This window comes from Pseudomonas sp. USHLN015 (assembly GCF_037153275.1).
Taxonomy (GTDB): Bacteria; Pseudomonadota; Gammaproteobacteria; order Pseudomonadales; family Pseudomonadaceae; genus Metapseudomonas; species Metapseudomonas tohonis.
This window is the reverse complement of record NZ_JBBCKP010000012.1, coordinates 52913-67828: the sequence shown is the minus strand read 5'-3', so window position 1 is coordinate 67828 and position 14916 is coordinate 52913. Positions and strand designations below refer to the sequence as shown.

Sequence of the window (14916 nt, the reverse complement as noted above, 5' to 3'; positions counted from 1 at the left end):
GCCCAGCATGAACGACATCCTCACCCTCCGCCCCCGCGCCGAAGAAGTCGCCGGGTTGCCCATCCTCCGTCCGTTGCCGGCGGCCCAGTGCCGCAGCGTCGGCCCCTTCGTGTTCTTCGACCACATGCTCGCCAGCGCCTACCCGCCCGGCCAGGGCATGGACGTGCGCCAGCACCCGCACATAGGCCTCTCCACCCTCACTTACCTGTTCGAGGGCGAGCTGCAGCACAAGGACAGCCTCGGCTCGGACCAGCGCGTGCAGCCCGGCGATGTCAGCTGGATGACCGCCGGCGCCGGTGTCGCCCACGTCGAGCGCACGCCGGCCGAGCGGGTCGCCAGCGGCTCGCGTATCCACGGCCTGCAGGTGTGGCTGGCGTTGCCCCGCGAGGAAGAGGAGAGCGCGCCCAGCTACAGCCACCACAGCGCCGCCAGCCTGCCGCAGCAGGACGCCCTCGGCGTGCGCATCCGCCTGGTCGCCGGCAGCGGCTTCTGCCTGGAGTCGCCGGTGCCGGTGCTCTCCCCGACGCTCTACGCCGACGTGCACATGGAGGCCGGCGCCACCCTGCTGGTGCCCACCGAGCACCCACAGCGCGCGGTCTACCTGCTGGACGGCGAGGTGCTGCTGGACGACCAGCCGCTGGCCATCAACACCCTCACCGTGCTGCCCGAGGGCGTGCAGTTCAGCCTGGCCGCCTGTGGCGGCGCGCACCTGGTGATCATCGGCGGTGCCCCGCTGGACGGCCCGAGGCGGATGAACTGGAACTTCGTGTCCAGCGACCCGCAGCGCATCGACGCGGCACGCGCCCGCTGGGCCGCCGGCGACTGGCCGCACGTGCCCGGCGAGACCACGCGCATCGAACTGCCGCGCTAGCTGCGCAGGCGGCTTCCGTAGACGCCCGGCGTGCAGCCGTAGTGGCGCTGGAACAGGGCGATGAAGGCCGAGAGGGAGTCATAGCCCAACTCGCTGGCCAGGGCGGTGACGCTCATGCCATCGGCCAGCAGGGGCAGCGCCGCGAGCAGGCGCAGGCGCTGCCGCCACTCGCGGAACGACAGCTGCGTCTCGGCCTGGAACAGCCGCACCAGGGTTCGCCGCGAGGCCCCCACCTGCCCCGCCCACGCCTCGATGCCACGGTTGTCCGCCGGGTCCGCCTGCAAGGCGTCGGTGATCCGCCGCAGCCGCGCATCGCGCGGTAACGGCAGGCTGAAGGGTGCTTCCTCCAGGCTGCGCACCTCATCCACCAGCACACGCAACAGCCGCGCCTCGGCGCCCTGCTCCGGGTAGTCGCGGGGGAAGCCCGAGGCCCGCTCCATGAGCTCGCGCAGCAGGGGCGTCACCTGCAGCACGGCGCACTCGCGCTGATAGCCGTCCAGCACCGAGGCGTCCAGGTACAGGCTGCGGAACTCGATGGCCCGCTCGCTGTAGGCGGTGTGGCGGACCCCGGCGGGAATCCACAGCGCGCATTGCGGGGGCAGCAGGTAGCTGTGCCCTTCGGTGAGCACCTGCATCACCCCGGCGCGGGCATAGGTGAAATGCACCCAGTCGTGGCTGTGCATCTCGATGGGGTGGCCCGCCGGGATATCGAACATGCGCAGGTAGACCGGGCGCGGCAGGCGCGGGTAGTCGGGGATCGGGGGAACGGCGGGCGGTGCTTGTCTCGCTGGCGACATCGACTGTCCCTTTTGCTCAAGTGAGCAGGAAAATGCCGATGTTAGCCTGCGCCACGCCCATCCGTGCACTGCCCAGGAGCCTTTCATGAGCACCCATTGCCCCATCGCCCGACTCACCGTCCCGGCCATCCGCCAGCGCAAGGGCGCCGGCAGCCTGGTGGCGCTGACCGCCTACAGCACGCCGATGGCGCGCTGGGTGGACGCCCAGGCGGACCTGATCATCGTCGGCGACTCCGTCGGCATGGTGCTCTACGGCATGCCCAGCACGCTGGGCGTGACCCTGGAGATGATGATCGCCCACGGCCAGGCGGTGATGCGGGGTTCCAGCCGCGCCTGCGTGGCGGTGGACCTGCCCTTCGGCAGCTACCAGGCCAGCCCCGAGCAGGCCTTCGTCAACGCCGCGCGGCTGCTGCGCGAAACCGGTGCCCCGGCGGTGAAGCTCGAAGGCGGCGAGGAGCTGGCTGCCACGGTGGAGTTCCTGGTGCGCCGTGGCGTGCCGGTGCTGGCCCATGTCGGGCTGATGCCGCAGCAGGTCAATGCCATGGGTGGCTTCAAGGCCCAGGGGCTGGACGCCGCCGGCGCCGGACGGATACGCCGCGACGCCCTGGCGATGCAGGCGGCCGGCGCCTTCGCGGTGGTCGTCGAGGGGACCGCCGAGCCGTTGGCGCGGCAGCTGACCGAGGAGTTGGCGATCCCCACCATCGGCATCGGCGCCTCGCCCGCCTGCGACGGCCAGGTGCTGGTGAGCGAGGACGTGCTGGGCCTGTTCGGCGACTACCAGCCGCGCTTCGTCAAGCGCTACGCGGAGCTGGCGCCGCAGATCGAACGGGCGCTGGCGGCCTATGCCGGGGATGTACGTGCGGGGCGGTTCCCGGAGCCGGGCCATTGTTTCGGGGTGAAGGCGGCGGGCTGAGCCGGAGGGCCGCCCGGCCCGCCCTGCGGCACCCGGGCGGCTACTGCACCTGCCCTTCCGCCCAGCGCTCCTTCACCTCCAGGACGGCCGGCATCTGGCTGATGAACAGTTCCACCAGGCTCGGATCGAAGTGCCTGCCGCTCTGCTCGCGCAGGAGCGCGATGGCGTCCTCCACCGACCAGGCCCGCTTGTAGGGGCGTTCGCTGGTGAGGGCATCGAAGACGTCGGCGATGGCGACGATGCGCCCTTCGATGGCGATGTCCTCGCCCCGCAGGCCATTGGGGTAGCCGCTGCCGTCCCATTTCTCGTGGTGGGTCAGGGCGATGATGCGGGCCATGCGCAGCAGCCCGCTGGGGTGCTCGCCGATGATCTCGGCGCCGATGCGTACATGCTCGCGCATCACCCGCCACTCCTCGTCATCCAGCTTGCCGGGCTTGCGCAGCACGGCGTCGGGGATGCCGATCTTGCCCACGTCGTGCATCGGCGCGGCGTTGAGCAGGTCTTCGCAGGCCGACTCGCTCCAGCCCAGGGCACGGGCGAGGATGCGCGCGTAATGGCTCATGCGGATGACGTGCAGGCCGGTCTCGTTGTCCTTGTACTCGGCGGCCAGGCCCAGGCGCTGGACGATCTGCAGGCGCGTCTGCTTGAGCTCGTCGAGGCGCACCAGGGACAGGTGCGTACGCACCCGGGCCTTGACGATGGGCGGGCTCACCGGCTTGGTGATGTAGTCCACCGCACCGACCTCGAAGCCCCGCGCCTCGTCCTCGACGTCGGCCAGGGCGGTGACGAAGATCACCGGGATGGTGCTGGTCGCGGGGTCCGCCTTGAGCCGCGCGCAGACCTCGTGGCCGGTCATGCCCGGCATCATCACGTCCAGCAGCACCAGGTCCGGTGCCTCGCGCCCGGCCAGCTCCAGGGCCTTGGCCCCGTCCTTGGCGAACAGCAGGCGGTAGTCGTCCTGGAGGATGTGCCGCAGCACCTGGAGGTTGGTGGGCTCGTCGTCCACCAGCAGCAGGCAGAGGCGGTTGTCCGGGGTGGTAGCGGTCATGCGGAAATCTCTCCCGTCTCGAGCCAGGCCAGCAGGTCGTGGAGGTGCCGCAGCGCCTGGTCGAAGTCGAAATCATCCATGGCACCCTGCAGGTCCTGCAAGCGCGAATGCCCGGGCCGGCCTTCCAGCCCCTGGCGCAGGGTCTCCAGCGCGGCGTCGTCCAGCCCGCCACGCTCGAGTTCCTGGGCCAGGGCCCGGCCGGCCTGGATCAGGGGGGTGAGGTCCACCGGGCCCGAGGCGACCGGCACCGCGGCGCTGCCGGGGAACAGCGGCAGCGCGTCGCGTACCGTGTCCAGCACCCGCTCCAGGGTGTGCAGCAGCGGCTCCAGCTCGGCCACCTTGCCGGCCAGCCCGCAGCGCTCCAGGTCACCGGCGCAGCTGGCCATCTGGCCCAGGCCGAGGTTGGCGGCGGCGCCGCGCAGGCGGTGGGCGATGGCCGCCACATCCGCCAGGGCCTGGCGTTCCAGCGCCGCGCGCAGCTGGGCGAGCAGGTCGTCCTGCTCCTTGAGGAAGCGGGCGATGGCGGCGGCCATCTGCACCGGACCGCCCCAGAGGTCCTTGCCGCGGTTCCAGTCGAACAGCGCGGCCACCTCGCGCTCCAGGGGCACGGTGTCGATGACGACGGCCTGTCGGCCCTCCAGCAGGCGGGCCATCTCGGCCACGAGTTCAGGGACATCCAGGGGTTTGCTGGCGAAGCCATTCATGCCGGCGTCGAGGGCGTTCTGCCGGTCACGGTCGAGCACGCTGGCGGTCAGGGCGATGATGGGCACGGGCGGGCGCCCTTCGCGGCGTTCGAAGCAACGGATCAGGCTGGTGGCTTCCAGGCCGTCCATGCCGGGCATCTGCACGTCCATCAGCACCAGGTCGAAGGATTGCGCGGCAAAGGCCTCGACCGCCGCGCGGCCGTCAGTGACGCCACTCACTTCGTGGCCGAGGCGCTTGAGGTTGATCTCCAGCAGTTCTAGGTTCTGCGCCACGTCGTCGGCGGCGAGGATGCGCAGGCGCGGCAGTACCGGGATCGCCACCGGGCGCTGCTCGCCCTGGCGCACCTGGGCGCCACGGCCGAGGGGGACCTCGACTGTGAATACGCTGCCCTCGCCTTCGCGGCTCTGCACGCGGATGTGCCCGCCCATGAGCTCCACCAGCTGCCGGGAGATGGTGGTGCCCAGGCCCGTGCCGCCAAAGCGCCGGCTCATGGAGGCGTCGGCCTGGGCGAAGGGGTCGAAGATCTTTTCCAGGCGGTCTTCGGCGATGCCGATGCCGGTGTCGTGGATGGCCAGGCGCAGCGCGCCGGGGGCTCCGTCCACCACCAGGCGCACCTGGCCACGCTCGGTGAACTTGACGGCGTTGCCCAGCAGGTTGGTGATCACCTGCTGCAGGCGCAATGCATCGCCCTTGAAGAAGTCGCCCAGGTGCGCGGCGTACTCCAGGTGCAGCGCCAGGCCCTTCTTCTCGGCGCCCAGGCGCTGGGCCGCGCAGACCTGCTCGCAGAGCTCGCGCAGGGAAAAGTCCAGCTGCTCCAACTCGATGGCGCCGCGATCCAGCTTGGCGGTGTCGAGGATGTCGTTGAGCAGCCCCAGCAGCGAGCGCGAGGAGTGCTGCACGGTGCGCAGGTGGCGGCGCTGGCTCTCGCTCAGCGGTGTGTCCAGGAGCAGTTCGGAGAAACCGATGATGGCGTTCATCGGGGTGCGGATCTCGTGGCTCATGTTGGCCAGGAAGCTGCTGCGCGCCGCTGCGGCCTGTTCGGCACGATCGCGGGCGTTGCGCAGGTCCTGCTCCATGATCCGCCGCGGGGTCAGGTCGGTGGCCAGCTTGAGCACCTTGAAGGGGCGTCCGTCGGCGTCGAGGATCGGGTTGTAGGTGGCCTGGATCCACACGTCCTGGCCGCCCTTGCCGAAGCGCCGGTATTCGCCGGAGCGGAACATGCCCTGGCGCAGGTCCTGCCAGAAGCGGGCGTAGCGCTCGCTGGCCACCAGCTCGGGGTCGCAGAAGAGGCCGTGGTGCTGGCCTAGCAGTTCCTCGCGGGAATAGCCGAACAGGTCGAGGAAGTTCTCGTTGACCTCCAGCACGTGGCCATCGAGGTCGTACTCGATCATCGCCATGGCCTTGCTGATGGCGTTGACCTTGCCTTCGTACTCGGCGTTGCGCAGCTTGGTCTCGGTCTGGTCCAGCAGCACGCCATCGACCCAGCGCGACTGGCCCTGGTCGTCGAGTTCGACGCTGCCGCTTTCCCATACCCAGTGCTCCTGGCCCTCGCGATCCAGCAGGCGGTACTCCACCACATAGCTGCGGCCCTTGCGGGCGGCGGCGTAGACCTCGTCGGCGACACGTTCGCGGTCGTCGGGGTGGGCCAGTTGCGCGAGGGTGCATCGACGGGCGATGAAGTCCTCGGCCGGCCAGCCGGTGAGCCGCTCCACCGCGTCGCTGATGAACAGGGTGGTCCAGTCGTCGTCCAGGAGGCAGCGGAAGGACACGCCGGGGATGTTGCGGATCAGCGAGCGGTACTGCTGCTCGCTGTCGCGCAGGGCGGCCTCCATGCCCTTGCGCTCGCTGATGTCGGCGACGAAGACCACGAACCAGGGCCGGCCCTCGCGGTGGGAGACGCCGAGGCTGAGGCGCACGGGGATCTCGCGACCGTCACGGGTCAGGCCCACCAGCTCCAGCTCGGAGCCGGAAAGGCGGCTCTCGCCGGTACTGCGGTACTGCTCCAGCGCGCGTTCGAGGTCCCGTGAGTAGGCGCTGGGCAGCAGCACGCTCATGTGCTTTCCGATCAGTTCCTCGGGGGGCCAGCCGAACAGGCCGAGCACCGCGTGGTTGACCGAGCGCACCACGCCTTCGTCGTCGATGGTGAAGATGGCCTCGAAGGCCGCGTCCAGCAGCGAGGACAGGTGGCTGCGCCCGGCCTCCAGCTCGCGGAACAGGTGGCGATAGCGCAGCAGGCCATTGGCGGCGCCGACGAATACGCTGAGGGAGATGGTGGCCATGGCCACGGCCAGCGCCAGGTAGAAGCTGCCGCGCACGCCCTGGGGCATCGCGAACTCCTCGGTGCCGACGAAACGCGCCGCCGCCATGCCGGTGTAGTGCATGCCGGCGATGGCGAGGCCCATCACCGTGCCGCTGACGACGATGGCCGGGACGCCGCCGAGGTGGCGGCGCAGGCCGAAGCGCACCCACAGGGCGATGATCGCCAGCACCACCGCCACCAGGATCGACAGGGCGAAGCCCCAGGGGTCGTAGCGCAGCAGCGGGGCCATCTGCATCGCCGCCATGCCGCTGTAGTGCATGGCACCGATGCCGGCCCCCACCAGCACACCACCGCCGATGAACTGCACGGCGCTGACCTCGTTGCGCGCCAGCAGGTTCAGCGCCACCCAGGACGCGAACAGGCTGGGCAGCACCGAGAGCACGGTGACAGCCGGGTCGTAGCGCACTGCGGCGCACAGCTGGAAGGCCAGCATGCCGATGAAGTGCATGGCCCAGACGCCACCGCCCAGCGCGGCGGCGCCGGTGAAGATGGCCACCTGGCGATACAGGCGACTGCTGCTCAGGCGCGCGACGCCAGCCAGTTGCAGGGCCATGCCGGAGGTGAAGATGGCGATCAGGACCGACAGCAGCACCATCCAGGGGTCGTGCTGGCCGAAGACCAGCAGGCTGGGCTGGTTGGCATCAAAGAAGAACGGGGACAGATCGGGCATCGAATCCGGGTCTCGCGGGCGGGGCGGGCGTCTGAAGAATCAACACGGTCGCGGCCCGTCAGTCAATGTCGGGCCGGCCAGTGGATACGCGCGCATAACCGGCAAAATGCCATCATCCGCGTGCGAATGCAAAACCACCTGTCCGACCGGTCAGGTGAAGACTTCGTCCAGCAATGCATCCATGGCCGCGAAGGCCCGCCGGGCGACCCGCGCATTGTATTCGGCGACGCCGGGGCGCTTGGCGTCGGGGTCGGTGAAGGAGTGCACGGCGCCGCCGTAGCTGAGCAGTTGCCAGTCGACCCCGGCGGCGCTCATCTCGGCGGCGAAGGCGGGCAGTTGCTCGCGGGGCACCAGTGGGTCGGCGGCGCCATCGAGCACCAGCACTGCGCCCTTGATGCGCCTGGCGACTGCCGGGTCGGGCGTGTCCAGTGCGCCGTGGAAGGAGACGAAGGCCTTGAGATCGGCCCCCGCGCGGGCCAGCTCCAGGGCGCAGGTGCCGCCGAAGCAGAAGCCGAAGGCGGCCTGGCGCTGAGGGTCGACCGTCACCGCGTGTTGCTCGCGCAGGGCCTGCAGCGCGGCGAGCATGCGCCGGCGCAACAGCTCGCGGTCTTCCTTGAGCGGCGCCATGGCGGCCCCCGCTTCATGGGCATCGGCAGGCCGCACCCCGGCGCCGTAGAGGTCGGCCACCAGCACCACCCTCCTCTCCTCGGCCACCTGGCGCGCGGTCTGGATGGCGCTTTCGGTGATGCCGAACCAGTTGGGTGCCATCAGCAGGCCCGGCCGTGGGTCTTCGACATTGGGGTCATAGACCAGTTGCCCCTCGAAGACCTGGCCGTCGACTTCATAGCTGATGGCGTGGGCGCGGATCTGACTCATGGATCACCTCTCATCGTGGAAGGGGGACGGCCGTCCGCTCTGGCCTGGGGCTCCTGGCCCGAGCGAAGGAGCTTAGCCGCGCTTGGAGGCGAACGCACGGGCTGGATGGCGATGACGCGGCGCCCGAAGCCGTGAGCCCGATCGCGTTCCTGGTTCCTGGGTGGCGCTGCAACTTGCGACACCGCCATCAGATTGGCATCATGCCGCCGCCGGTTTTCCGGCATCCATGACTTCCAACCGAATTCTTCTCACAAGGAGCGTGACATGAAGGGGCCTTTCGCCGCTGTCCTTCTTTCCCTGTCCCTGCTGGGTGGTTGCGTGACCGTGCCCCAGGGCACCGACTTCCCCGCCCCCGACAAAGCCGCCAGCCCTGCCCGGCAAAGCGTCGCCCTCGCCCGTGTCGAGGTGACCGACAAGACCTTCGTCAAGTGGAACGCCGGGAAGACCGAGTCCAACGGCATGACCCTGAGCCTGGGAAACTACCTCAAGGCCAGCAACCGCTTCAGCGACGTGCGCATGCCCGGGCAGGCCATCGCCCCGGACGACCAGGTGCTGTCGTTCAGCTTCGACACCTACAACGTCCACCGTCGTCCCTACGGCGGGTACTTCCCTTTCGCCATCGTGACCCTGACCGGCTACATCTGGTTCGGCGGCACCACCCACATCGACGAGTCCAACGTCAGCGGCCGCCTCCAGGTGAGCGACGCCCAGGGCAAGCTGCTCTACAGCTACCAGACCCGCCAGTACGGCGAGCGCAGTATTTCGCTCTACTCGCTGGGCCCGGTCAGTGGCGGCCCCGAACGCCAGGGCGCACTCGCCGACCTGCTCGACCAATACCAATCCGATCTTGGAAAACAAACGAAATGACCCACGTCCTGCGCATCACCACCCTCCTCCTGGGCCTGGCCCTGCTCACCGGCTGTGCCGGCTTCCGTTCGGGCGAGACCGAGAATCTCGGCAACTGGCCGCAAGCCGGGGAACAGAAGCCCTCGCTGCGCTACGTAGTGGAAGGCAAGGTCAAGATGAACGACGTCGATGGCGCCGTGCAGCCGGCCACCGTAAAAGCCTGGTCGGACATCACCGGCAAGGCCTACAAGGAATCGAACCTGTTCTCCTCGGTCACCGAAGGCTTCGGTGACGCCGACATCACCGCCGAGGTGAAGGTGACCAACGACGGCCACGGCAGCATGGCGCTGGCCTTCATCAGCGGCCTGACCCTGATGGTGGTGCCGTCCACCGCCGAGGACCGCGTGATCACCCAGACCACCTACCGCAGCCGCGACGGCAAGGTGCTGGCCGAGGTGACCAAGCAGGACAGCGTGCGCACCTGGATGCAGATCCTGCTGTTCCCCGGCGTCGTGGTTGCCAACCCGTTCAGCAAGATCAACCAGATCCACTACGACAACAACAAGGCGACCATCCTCGACGCCAGCAAGAACGGCGTGTTCTGACCCGCCCGCCAGGCCATGAAGAAGGCCCGCAATTGCGGGCCTTTTTCGTTTGGGGTGATGGGCCGGAGGATGGGTGAGCCTGGGGCCTGGCAATCGCGGTTTCGCTGCGCTCCACCCACCCGACCAAGAGCACCGTCATGCTGCGCCCATGAAAAAGGCCCGCTTACGCGGGCCTTTCCGGGGTGCTTCACACGCCTCAGGCGGAGAGTTCCACCAGCAGCTTGTTCAGGCGGCGCACGTAGGCGGCCGGGTCCTTCAGGCTGTCGCCGGCGGCCAGGGCGGCCTGGTCGAAGAGGATGTGGGACAGCTCGCCGAAGCGCTCTTCATCCTGCTCGTTGTCCAGCTTCTCGATCAGCGGGTGGCTGGGGTTGAACTCGAAGATGGGCTTGGAATCCGGCACCTTCTGCCCGCTGGCTTCGAGGATCTGGCGCATCTGCAGGCCCAGGTCCTGTTCGCCGATGGCGAGGATCGCCGGGGAGTCGGTCAGGCGGTGCGAGACGCGCACTTCCGAGACGTCATCGCCGAGGGCGGCCTTGAGGCGCTCGACCAGCCCTTCCTTGGCCTTGGCCACTTCTTCCTGGGCCTTCTTGTCCTCTTCCGAGTCCAGCTTGCCGAGGTCGAGGTCGCCACGTGCCACGTCGGCGAAGTGCTTGCCGTCGAATTCGGTGAGGTAGCTCATCAGCCACTCGTCGATGCGGTCGGTGAGCAGCAGCACTTCGATGCCTTTCTTGCGGAAGACTTCCAGGTGCGGGCTGTTCTTCACCTGGGCGTAGGATTCGCCGGTGAGGAAGTAGACCTTGTCCTGGCCTTCCTTCATGCGGCCGATGTAGTCGGCCAGGGAGACGCTCTGCTCGCCGCTTTCGTCGCTGGTGGAGGCGAAGCGCAGCAGGCCGGCGATCTTCTCCTTGTTGGCGAAGTCCTCCGCCGGGCCTTCCTTGAGGACCTGGCCGAAGTTCTTCCAGAAGCCCTTGTATTGCTCGGGCTCGTTCTTGGCCAGTTTCTCCAGCATGTCCAGCACGCGCTTGGTCAGCGCCGACTTCATGGAGTCGATCACCGGGCCGCTCTGGAGGATCTCGCGGGAGACGTTCAGGGACAGGTCGTTGGAGTCCACCACGCCCTTGATGAAGCGCATGTACAAGGGCAGGAACTGTTCGGCCTGGTCCATGATGAATACGCGCTGGACGTAGAGCTTGAGGCCTCGCGGCGCTTCACGCTGGTACAGGTCGAACGGCGCACGGGCCGGGACGTAGAGCAGGGAGGTGTATTCCAGCTTGCCCTCGACCTTGTTGTGGCTCCAGGACAGCGGGTTCTCGAAGTCGTGGGCGACGTGCTTGTAGAACTCCTGGTATTCCTCGTCCTTCACCTCGGTGCGCGGACGGGTCCACAGGGCGCTGGCGCGGTTGACGGTCTCCCACTCGGGCTCGGCCGGCTTGTCCTTCTCTTCGCCGTAGTGCTCCTTCGGCAGTTCGATGGGCAGGGCGATGTGGTCGGAGTATTTCTTGATGACGTTGCGCAGGCGCCAGCCATCGGCGAACTCTTCCTCGCCGGCTTTCAGGTGCAGGACGATGCGGGTGCCGCGCTCGGCCTTCTCGACGCTGGCGATGTCGAACTCGCCCTCGCCTTTCGACGACCAGTGCACGCCCTCGGCGGCGGAGAGGCCGGCGCGACGGGTGAACACGTCCACCTTGTCGGCGACGATGAAGGCGGAGTAGAAGCCCACGCCGAACTGGCCGATCAGATGCGAGTCCTTCTTCTGGTCGCCCGACAGGTTCTTCAGGAAGTCGGCGGTGCCGGACTTGGCGATGGTGCCCAGGTGGGCGATGACTTCATCGCGGCTCATGCCGATGCCGTTGTCGTCGAGGGTGACGGTCTTGGCATCCTTGTCGAAGCTCACGCGGATCTTCAGCTCGGCGCCGCCTTCGAGCAGCTCCGGCTTGGCCAGCGCTTCGAAACGCAGCTTGTCGGCGGCGTCGGAGGCGTTGGAGATCAGCTCGCGCAGGAAGATTTCCTTGTTGGAGTACAAGGAATGGATCATCAGGTGAAGCAGTTGCTTCACTTCGGTCTGGAAGCCCAGGGTTTCTTTTTGAGTCTCCACACTCATGGTCGTCTAACTCCACGGATGATATAGGCCGCGACTGCGGCGGATGTCATCCAGATGGGGGCTTGCTGTTCAATTTCAAGGGCTTGCATGGAGGGCGTCGACGACCGCCCGGGCGGGCGGCCGTGACGGCGGGGGTCAGGGCTCGAGCAGCTCGATGCGGGCGATCTCTTCGGGGCGCAGCACGAAGCTGGCCTCGCCCTGCCCGGAGATGTTGCGGCGGATGATGATCTGGCCGGCACCGTTGATGCCGTTGAAGCGCCCTTCGGCCAGGCTGCCACGCTGGGTCTGCACGCGCATGGCGAGGTTCTGGTAGTGGTTGGGGTTGTTCAGCAGGCGCTCCAGGGAGAAGCGCTGGCGCCGGTCGGCCGGACGCGAGGTGCGTTCGGCCGGGGCGTCCTCGGCCTTGGCGCTGGCGGTCTCGGGCTTGGCTTCGACCGCTGGCAAGGCCGGGAAGCGGTCGCCCCGGATGGCCCAGCCGCGCAGGTCGCTGCGGATGAACTGCAGCGGCAGGCGCTGGGCGGTGCCGTCGATGCGGGCGTCGACTTCCAGCTCCAGTTCGCGCGCGGGCAGGCTGGCGGTCGGCAGCCGTGCCACTTCGACCTGGCGGGTGGCGAAACGGCGCTGCAGGTAGTCGCGGGCGACGTAGTGCAGGGTGTCCATGGAGTCGTGGCGCAGGTCGACCTGCCCGTCCCGGTAGCGCAGGCGGTCGGTGAACAGCTCGACCTCACCGCTCAGGGTGGTGTGGAACTGCGGCGGCAGCACCAGGTGGAAGGCACCGGCGAGGGTGTTCGGGCCGCGCCGCTTGAGGTCCAGGTGCAGGGTGTAGCCCCTGCCCAGGCGTCGCGCCTCGGGCAGCTCCTGCTCGGGCAGCAGCCAGCTGATCTCGACCTCGGGCTTGCTGCCGGCATCTTCGGGCAGCACGTCCAGGCGCAGTTCGTCCCCGGGTTGCTGGCCCAGGCGGATGCTCACCTCGCGGTGGGCGAAGAAGTCCTGGCCTTCACGCAGGCTGAGCACGCCATCGATGAGCTCGGCCTGCTGGGGCTGGAAGGGCTGGCCGTTGAGCTCGCCGCGCAGGTCGATGGCCAGTTCGCTCGGCGCCTTGCGCTCGCCCTTGAGCCATTCGAGGCTGACCAGGGCGTGCAGGCGCTCGGGGTCGCGATTGGCCAGGAGGGTCAGCCCGACGATCAGCGGGATGACGCCGAGGGCCGCAAGCATCACCGCCTTGCGCGCGGTGCGCCAGTGCGCGGCGATGTAGCCGAGGGTGAGCGGCGGCAACAGGCTGCCGATCCCCCACAGCAGGCTGGTACCGAAGGCGAGCATGACCAGCCAGACGAGGCTGGCGAGGATCAGCAGCAGCCCGCCGAGTATCAGTAGTGCATCCATCCAGGATTCCTTGGTGCGTGACCGGGCGTATCGCACCCGGCCACGGGTCAGGGTTCGTCGACCTTGAAGTGGGCGCGGGCGGTGGCGATGGGCTCGGTCTGGTTGGTCTGCCAGGCGGTGATGGCAACGTTGGCGACGCGACGGCCTTGTCGCCAGACCTGGCAGGTGGCGAAGGTGTCACGATAGTGCCCGGCGCGTAGGTAATCTATCGAGAAGTCGATGATTTTGGGCAAATGTGGAATGCCCATGAACATCAGCAGGTGGAGCATCGCGGCGTGCTCCATGAAGCCGGCGATCACGCCGCCGTGGATGGCCGGCAAGGTCGGGTTGCCGATGTTGTCCTTGTTCGCCGGCAGGCGGAACACCATGTCCTCCCCCAGGCGCAGGCATTCGATGCCCAGCAGCTTGGCGTAGGGGATCAGGCACACCAGCGAGTCGTAGTCGTTCTTCTCGTGGGCTTCTCGTACCAGGGCGTCGAGATCGAGCTTCATGCCGCGCTCCCCTTCTTCAGCTGGCTGGGCTTGCCCATGCGCATGAAGGCACCGACCACATGGGCGATGGGCTGCTCCGGGTCGTCCTGGTAGGCATAGCCGCGGGTGAAGATGACGTTGGGCGTGACGCGGTAGCACTCGGCGAAACCAAAGACGTCCTTGTTCGGCTCGGCCGGGTGCATGTAGTCGATGCGCAGGTCGAGGGTCGGGCAGATCTCGAACTCCGGGAGCACGCAGACGGTGGAGATGCCGCAGGTGGTGTCCATCAGGGTGGTGATGGCGCCGCCATGGATGACGCCGGTTTCCGGGTTGCCGATGATCCGCTCGCTGTAGGGCAGGCACAGGGTCAGGCCCCGGCTGTCGGCATCGTGCACGCGCAGGCCGAGCACCTGGCAGTGGCGCAGCACGGACAGGAAGCGCTGGGCATTGTCGAGAATGGGGTTGTCGCTCATCCGGTGGTTCCATGGCGTTGGCGTGAAGGCGCGCATGATACCGCGCGGCCCGCCGCCGGGGCGATCCGGCTGAACTTCCGGGGCACAGGGGGACTCGAAAGCTCGTCGTGCAACAACCGAGACCAAGGAGACCCCCCATGCACAAGTCCTATGCCTATGCCCTGCTGATCGCCGCGAGCCTGAGCCTCGCCGCCTGCGACAAACCCGCTGACGACAAGGCCGCCCAGCCGAGCGAAACCCCGCCCGCCGCCACCCAGCCGGCACCTGGCGGTGCCCCGCAGACCCCGGCTCCGGCCCCCTCCACCCCGGCTGCGCCGAGCACCGCACCGGAAGCCGCCCCGCAGGGTGGCCAGCCCAGCGGCCAGCAGTAACAGCGGCAGCCGCCAGCCCTTGCGCCATGAGGGCTGGCGGCGTCCCAAGGAACTAAAGCGAAACGCCTGGGCTCCAAACGGCACGCGATGAGGCCACTCATCCCGCCCCTAGAGAACCAGGAGACATACCGTGCTCAATCCCCTTCCCTATGCCCTGATCCTGGCCGTGACCCTCGGCCTGGCAGCCTGCGAAAAGACCCCGGAAGACAAGATGGAAGCGGCCAAGGAATCGGCATCCGAAGCCATGGAATCCCTGGGCGACGCGGCGAAGGAAAGCGGCGAGGCGGCCGAACGGAAGGCCGACCCGATCACCGGTCACGAACCCACCGCCGGCGAGAAGGCCGAAGAGGCCGCCGATGACATCGGCGATGCGGTGGAAGGCGCCGGCGACGAAGCCAAGGACGCCATCGACGGCAAGTGACCCCAGGCTCCATCTCCCAACGCAAAGGCCCGCATCATGCGGGCCT

14 protein-coding genes are annotated in these 14916 nt (G+C 68.3%); 6 read left to right on the top strand and 8 right to left on the bottom strand.

Annotation, left to right across the window (positions count from 1 at the left end; translation table 11 throughout):
- The first annotated feature begins 7 nt into the window (after positions 1-7).
- Entirely contained in the window at positions 8-871 is an 864-nt protein-coding gene (locus WFQ67_RS24070) for a pirin family protein (RefSeq protein WP_337058414.1), read from the top strand.
- Here the strand turns inward: WFQ67_RS24070 and WFQ67_RS24065 are convergent.
- Complete coding sequence (locus WFQ67_RS24065) at positions 868-1668, bottom strand: AraC family transcriptional regulator (protein ID WP_337058413.1); 801 nt, start codon at positions 1666-1668, stop codon at positions 868-870. The two genes, WFQ67_RS24070 and WFQ67_RS24065, sit on opposite strands and share 4 nt — an antisense overlap.
- 85 nt (positions 1669-1753) lie before the next feature.
- Between WFQ67_RS24065 and panB the strand changes: the two genes are divergently transcribed.
- A complete protein-coding gene (gene panB / locus WFQ67_RS24060) occupies positions 1754-2581 on the top strand; it encodes a 3-methyl-2-oxobutanoate hydroxymethyltransferase (protein WP_173179488.1) in 828 nt (275 codons plus the stop codon).
- Between the two features lie 40 nt (positions 2582-2621).
- Here the strand turns inward: panB and WFQ67_RS24055 are convergent, their stop codons facing one another.
- From WFQ67_RS24055 to WFQ67_RS24045, 3 genes are all read right to left on the bottom strand, one after another.
- The gene (locus WFQ67_RS24055; RefSeq protein ID WP_337058412.1) at positions 2622-3629 is read right to left on the bottom strand and encodes a two-component system response regulator; all 1008 of its coding nucleotides are present in this window, start codon (positions 3627-3629) and stop codon (positions 2622-2624) included.
- Entirely contained in the window at positions 3626-7324 is a 3699-nt protein-coding gene (locus tag WFQ67_RS24050; protein WP_337058411.1) for a PAS domain S-box protein, read from the bottom strand. The genes WFQ67_RS24055 and WFQ67_RS24050 overlap by 4 nt, the downstream gene beginning before the upstream one ends.
- Positions 7325-7474: 150 nt before the next feature.
- The gene (locus WFQ67_RS24045; RefSeq protein WP_213629222.1) at positions 7475-8200 is read right to left on the bottom strand and encodes a dienelactone hydrolase family protein; all 726 of its coding nucleotides are present in this window, start codon (positions 8198-8200) and stop codon (positions 7475-7477) included.
- Between the two features lie 264 nt (positions 8201-8464).
- On the opposite strand from WFQ67_RS24045, the gene WFQ67_RS24040 reads away from it, so the two are divergent.
- A complete protein-coding gene (locus WFQ67_RS24040) occupies positions 8465-9067 on the top strand; it encodes a hypothetical protein (RefSeq protein ID WP_213629221.1) in 603 nt (200 codons plus the stop codon).
- Complete coding sequence (locus WFQ67_RS24035) at positions 9064-9651, top strand: hypothetical protein (protein WP_213629220.1); 588 nt, start codon at positions 9064-9066, stop codon at positions 9649-9651. The genes WFQ67_RS24040 and WFQ67_RS24035 overlap by 4 nt, the downstream gene beginning before the upstream one ends.
- A gap of 196 nt (positions 9652-9847) precedes the next feature.
- On the opposite strand, the gene htpG is transcribed toward WFQ67_RS24035, so the two are convergent.
- The 4 genes from htpG to WFQ67_RS24015 form a co-directional block, all read right to left on the bottom strand.
- On the bottom strand, positions 9848-11752 hold the full coding sequence (gene htpG, locus WFQ67_RS24030) for a molecular chaperone HtpG (protein ID WP_337058410.1): 1905 nt from the start codon (positions 11750-11752) through the stop codon (positions 9848-9850).
- A gap of 135 nt (positions 11753-11887) precedes the next feature.
- The gene (locus tag WFQ67_RS24025; RefSeq protein WP_337058409.1) at positions 11888-13135 is read right to left on the bottom strand and encodes an MFS transporter; all 1248 of its coding nucleotides are present in this window, start codon (positions 13133-13135) and stop codon (positions 11888-11890) included.
- A gap of 47 nt (positions 13136-13182) precedes the next feature.
- Positions 13183-13626, bottom strand: coding sequence for a PaaI family thioesterase (locus tag WFQ67_RS24020; protein ID WP_111262884.1), 444 nt, complete (start codon positions 13624-13626; stop codon positions 13183-13185).
- Complete coding sequence (locus WFQ67_RS24015) at positions 13623-14078, bottom strand: PaaI family thioesterase (protein ID WP_173179504.1); 456 nt, start codon at positions 14076-14078, stop codon at positions 13623-13625. The genes WFQ67_RS24020 and WFQ67_RS24015 overlap by 4 nt, the downstream gene beginning before the upstream one ends.
- A 137-nt stretch (positions 14079-14215) precedes the next feature.
- Here WFQ67_RS24015 and WFQ67_RS24010 point away from each other — a divergent pair, with 137 nt between their 5' ends.
- Positions 14216-14449: a hypothetical protein gene (locus WFQ67_RS24010; protein WP_337058408.1), complete on the top strand. Its 234-nt coding sequence runs from the start codon at positions 14216-14218 to the stop codon at positions 14447-14449.
- A gap of 130 nt (positions 14450-14579) precedes the next feature.
- Positions 14580-14870: a hypothetical protein gene (locus tag WFQ67_RS24005; protein WP_213629215.1), complete on the top strand. Its 291-nt coding sequence runs from the start codon at positions 14580-14582 to the stop codon at positions 14868-14870.
- Positions 14871-14916 lie beyond the last annotated feature (46 nt).

Excerpts from the sequence above, each read along its gene's own strand:
- WFQ67_RS24070 (WP_337058414.1), top strand. The coding sequence starts at position 8 with ATGAACGACATCCTCACCCTCCGCCCCCGCGCCGAAGAAGTCGCCGGG.
- WFQ67_RS24065 (WP_337058413.1), bottom strand. The coding sequence starts at position 1,668 with ATGTCGCCAGCGAGACAAGCACCGCCCGCCGTTCCCCCGATCCCCGAC.
- panB (WP_173179488.1), top strand. The coding sequence starts at position 1,754 with ATGAGCACCCATTGCCCCATCGCCCGACTCACCGTCCCGGCCATCCGC.
- WFQ67_RS24055 (WP_337058412.1), bottom strand. The coding sequence starts at position 3,629 with ATGACCGCTACCACCCCGGACAACCGCCTCTGCCTGCTGCTGGTGGAC.
- WFQ67_RS24050 (WP_337058411.1), bottom strand. The coding sequence starts at position 7,324 with ATGCCCGATCTGTCCCCGTTCTTCTTTGATGCCAACCAGCCCAGCCTG.
- WFQ67_RS24045 (WP_213629222.1), bottom strand. The coding sequence starts at position 8,200 with ATGAGTCAGATCCGCGCCCACGCCATCAGCTATGAAGTCGACGGCCAG.
- WFQ67_RS24040 (WP_213629221.1), top strand. The coding sequence starts at position 8,465 with ATGAAGGGGCCTTTCGCCGCTGTCCTTCTTTCCCTGTCCCTGCTGGGT.
- WFQ67_RS24035 (WP_213629220.1), top strand. The coding sequence starts at position 9,064 with ATGACCCACGTCCTGCGCATCACCACCCTCCTCCTGGGCCTGGCCCTG.
- htpG (WP_337058410.1), bottom strand. The coding sequence starts at position 11,752 with ATGAGTGTGGAGACTCAAAAAGAAACCCTGGGCTTCCAGACCGAAGTG.
- WFQ67_RS24025 (WP_337058409.1), bottom strand. The coding sequence starts at position 13,135 with ATGGATGCACTACTGATACTCGGCGGGCTGCTGCTGATCCTCGCCAGC.
- WFQ67_RS24020 (WP_111262884.1), bottom strand. The coding sequence starts at position 13,626 with ATGAAGCTCGATCTCGACGCCCTGGTACGAGAAGCCCACGAGAAGAAC.
- WFQ67_RS24015 (WP_173179504.1), bottom strand. The coding sequence starts at position 14,078 with ATGAGCGACAACCCCATTCTCGACAATGCCCAGCGCTTCCTGTCCGTG.
- WFQ67_RS24010 (WP_337058408.1), top strand. The coding sequence starts at position 14,216 with ATGCACAAGTCCTATGCCTATGCCCTGCTGATCGCCGCGAGCCTGAGC.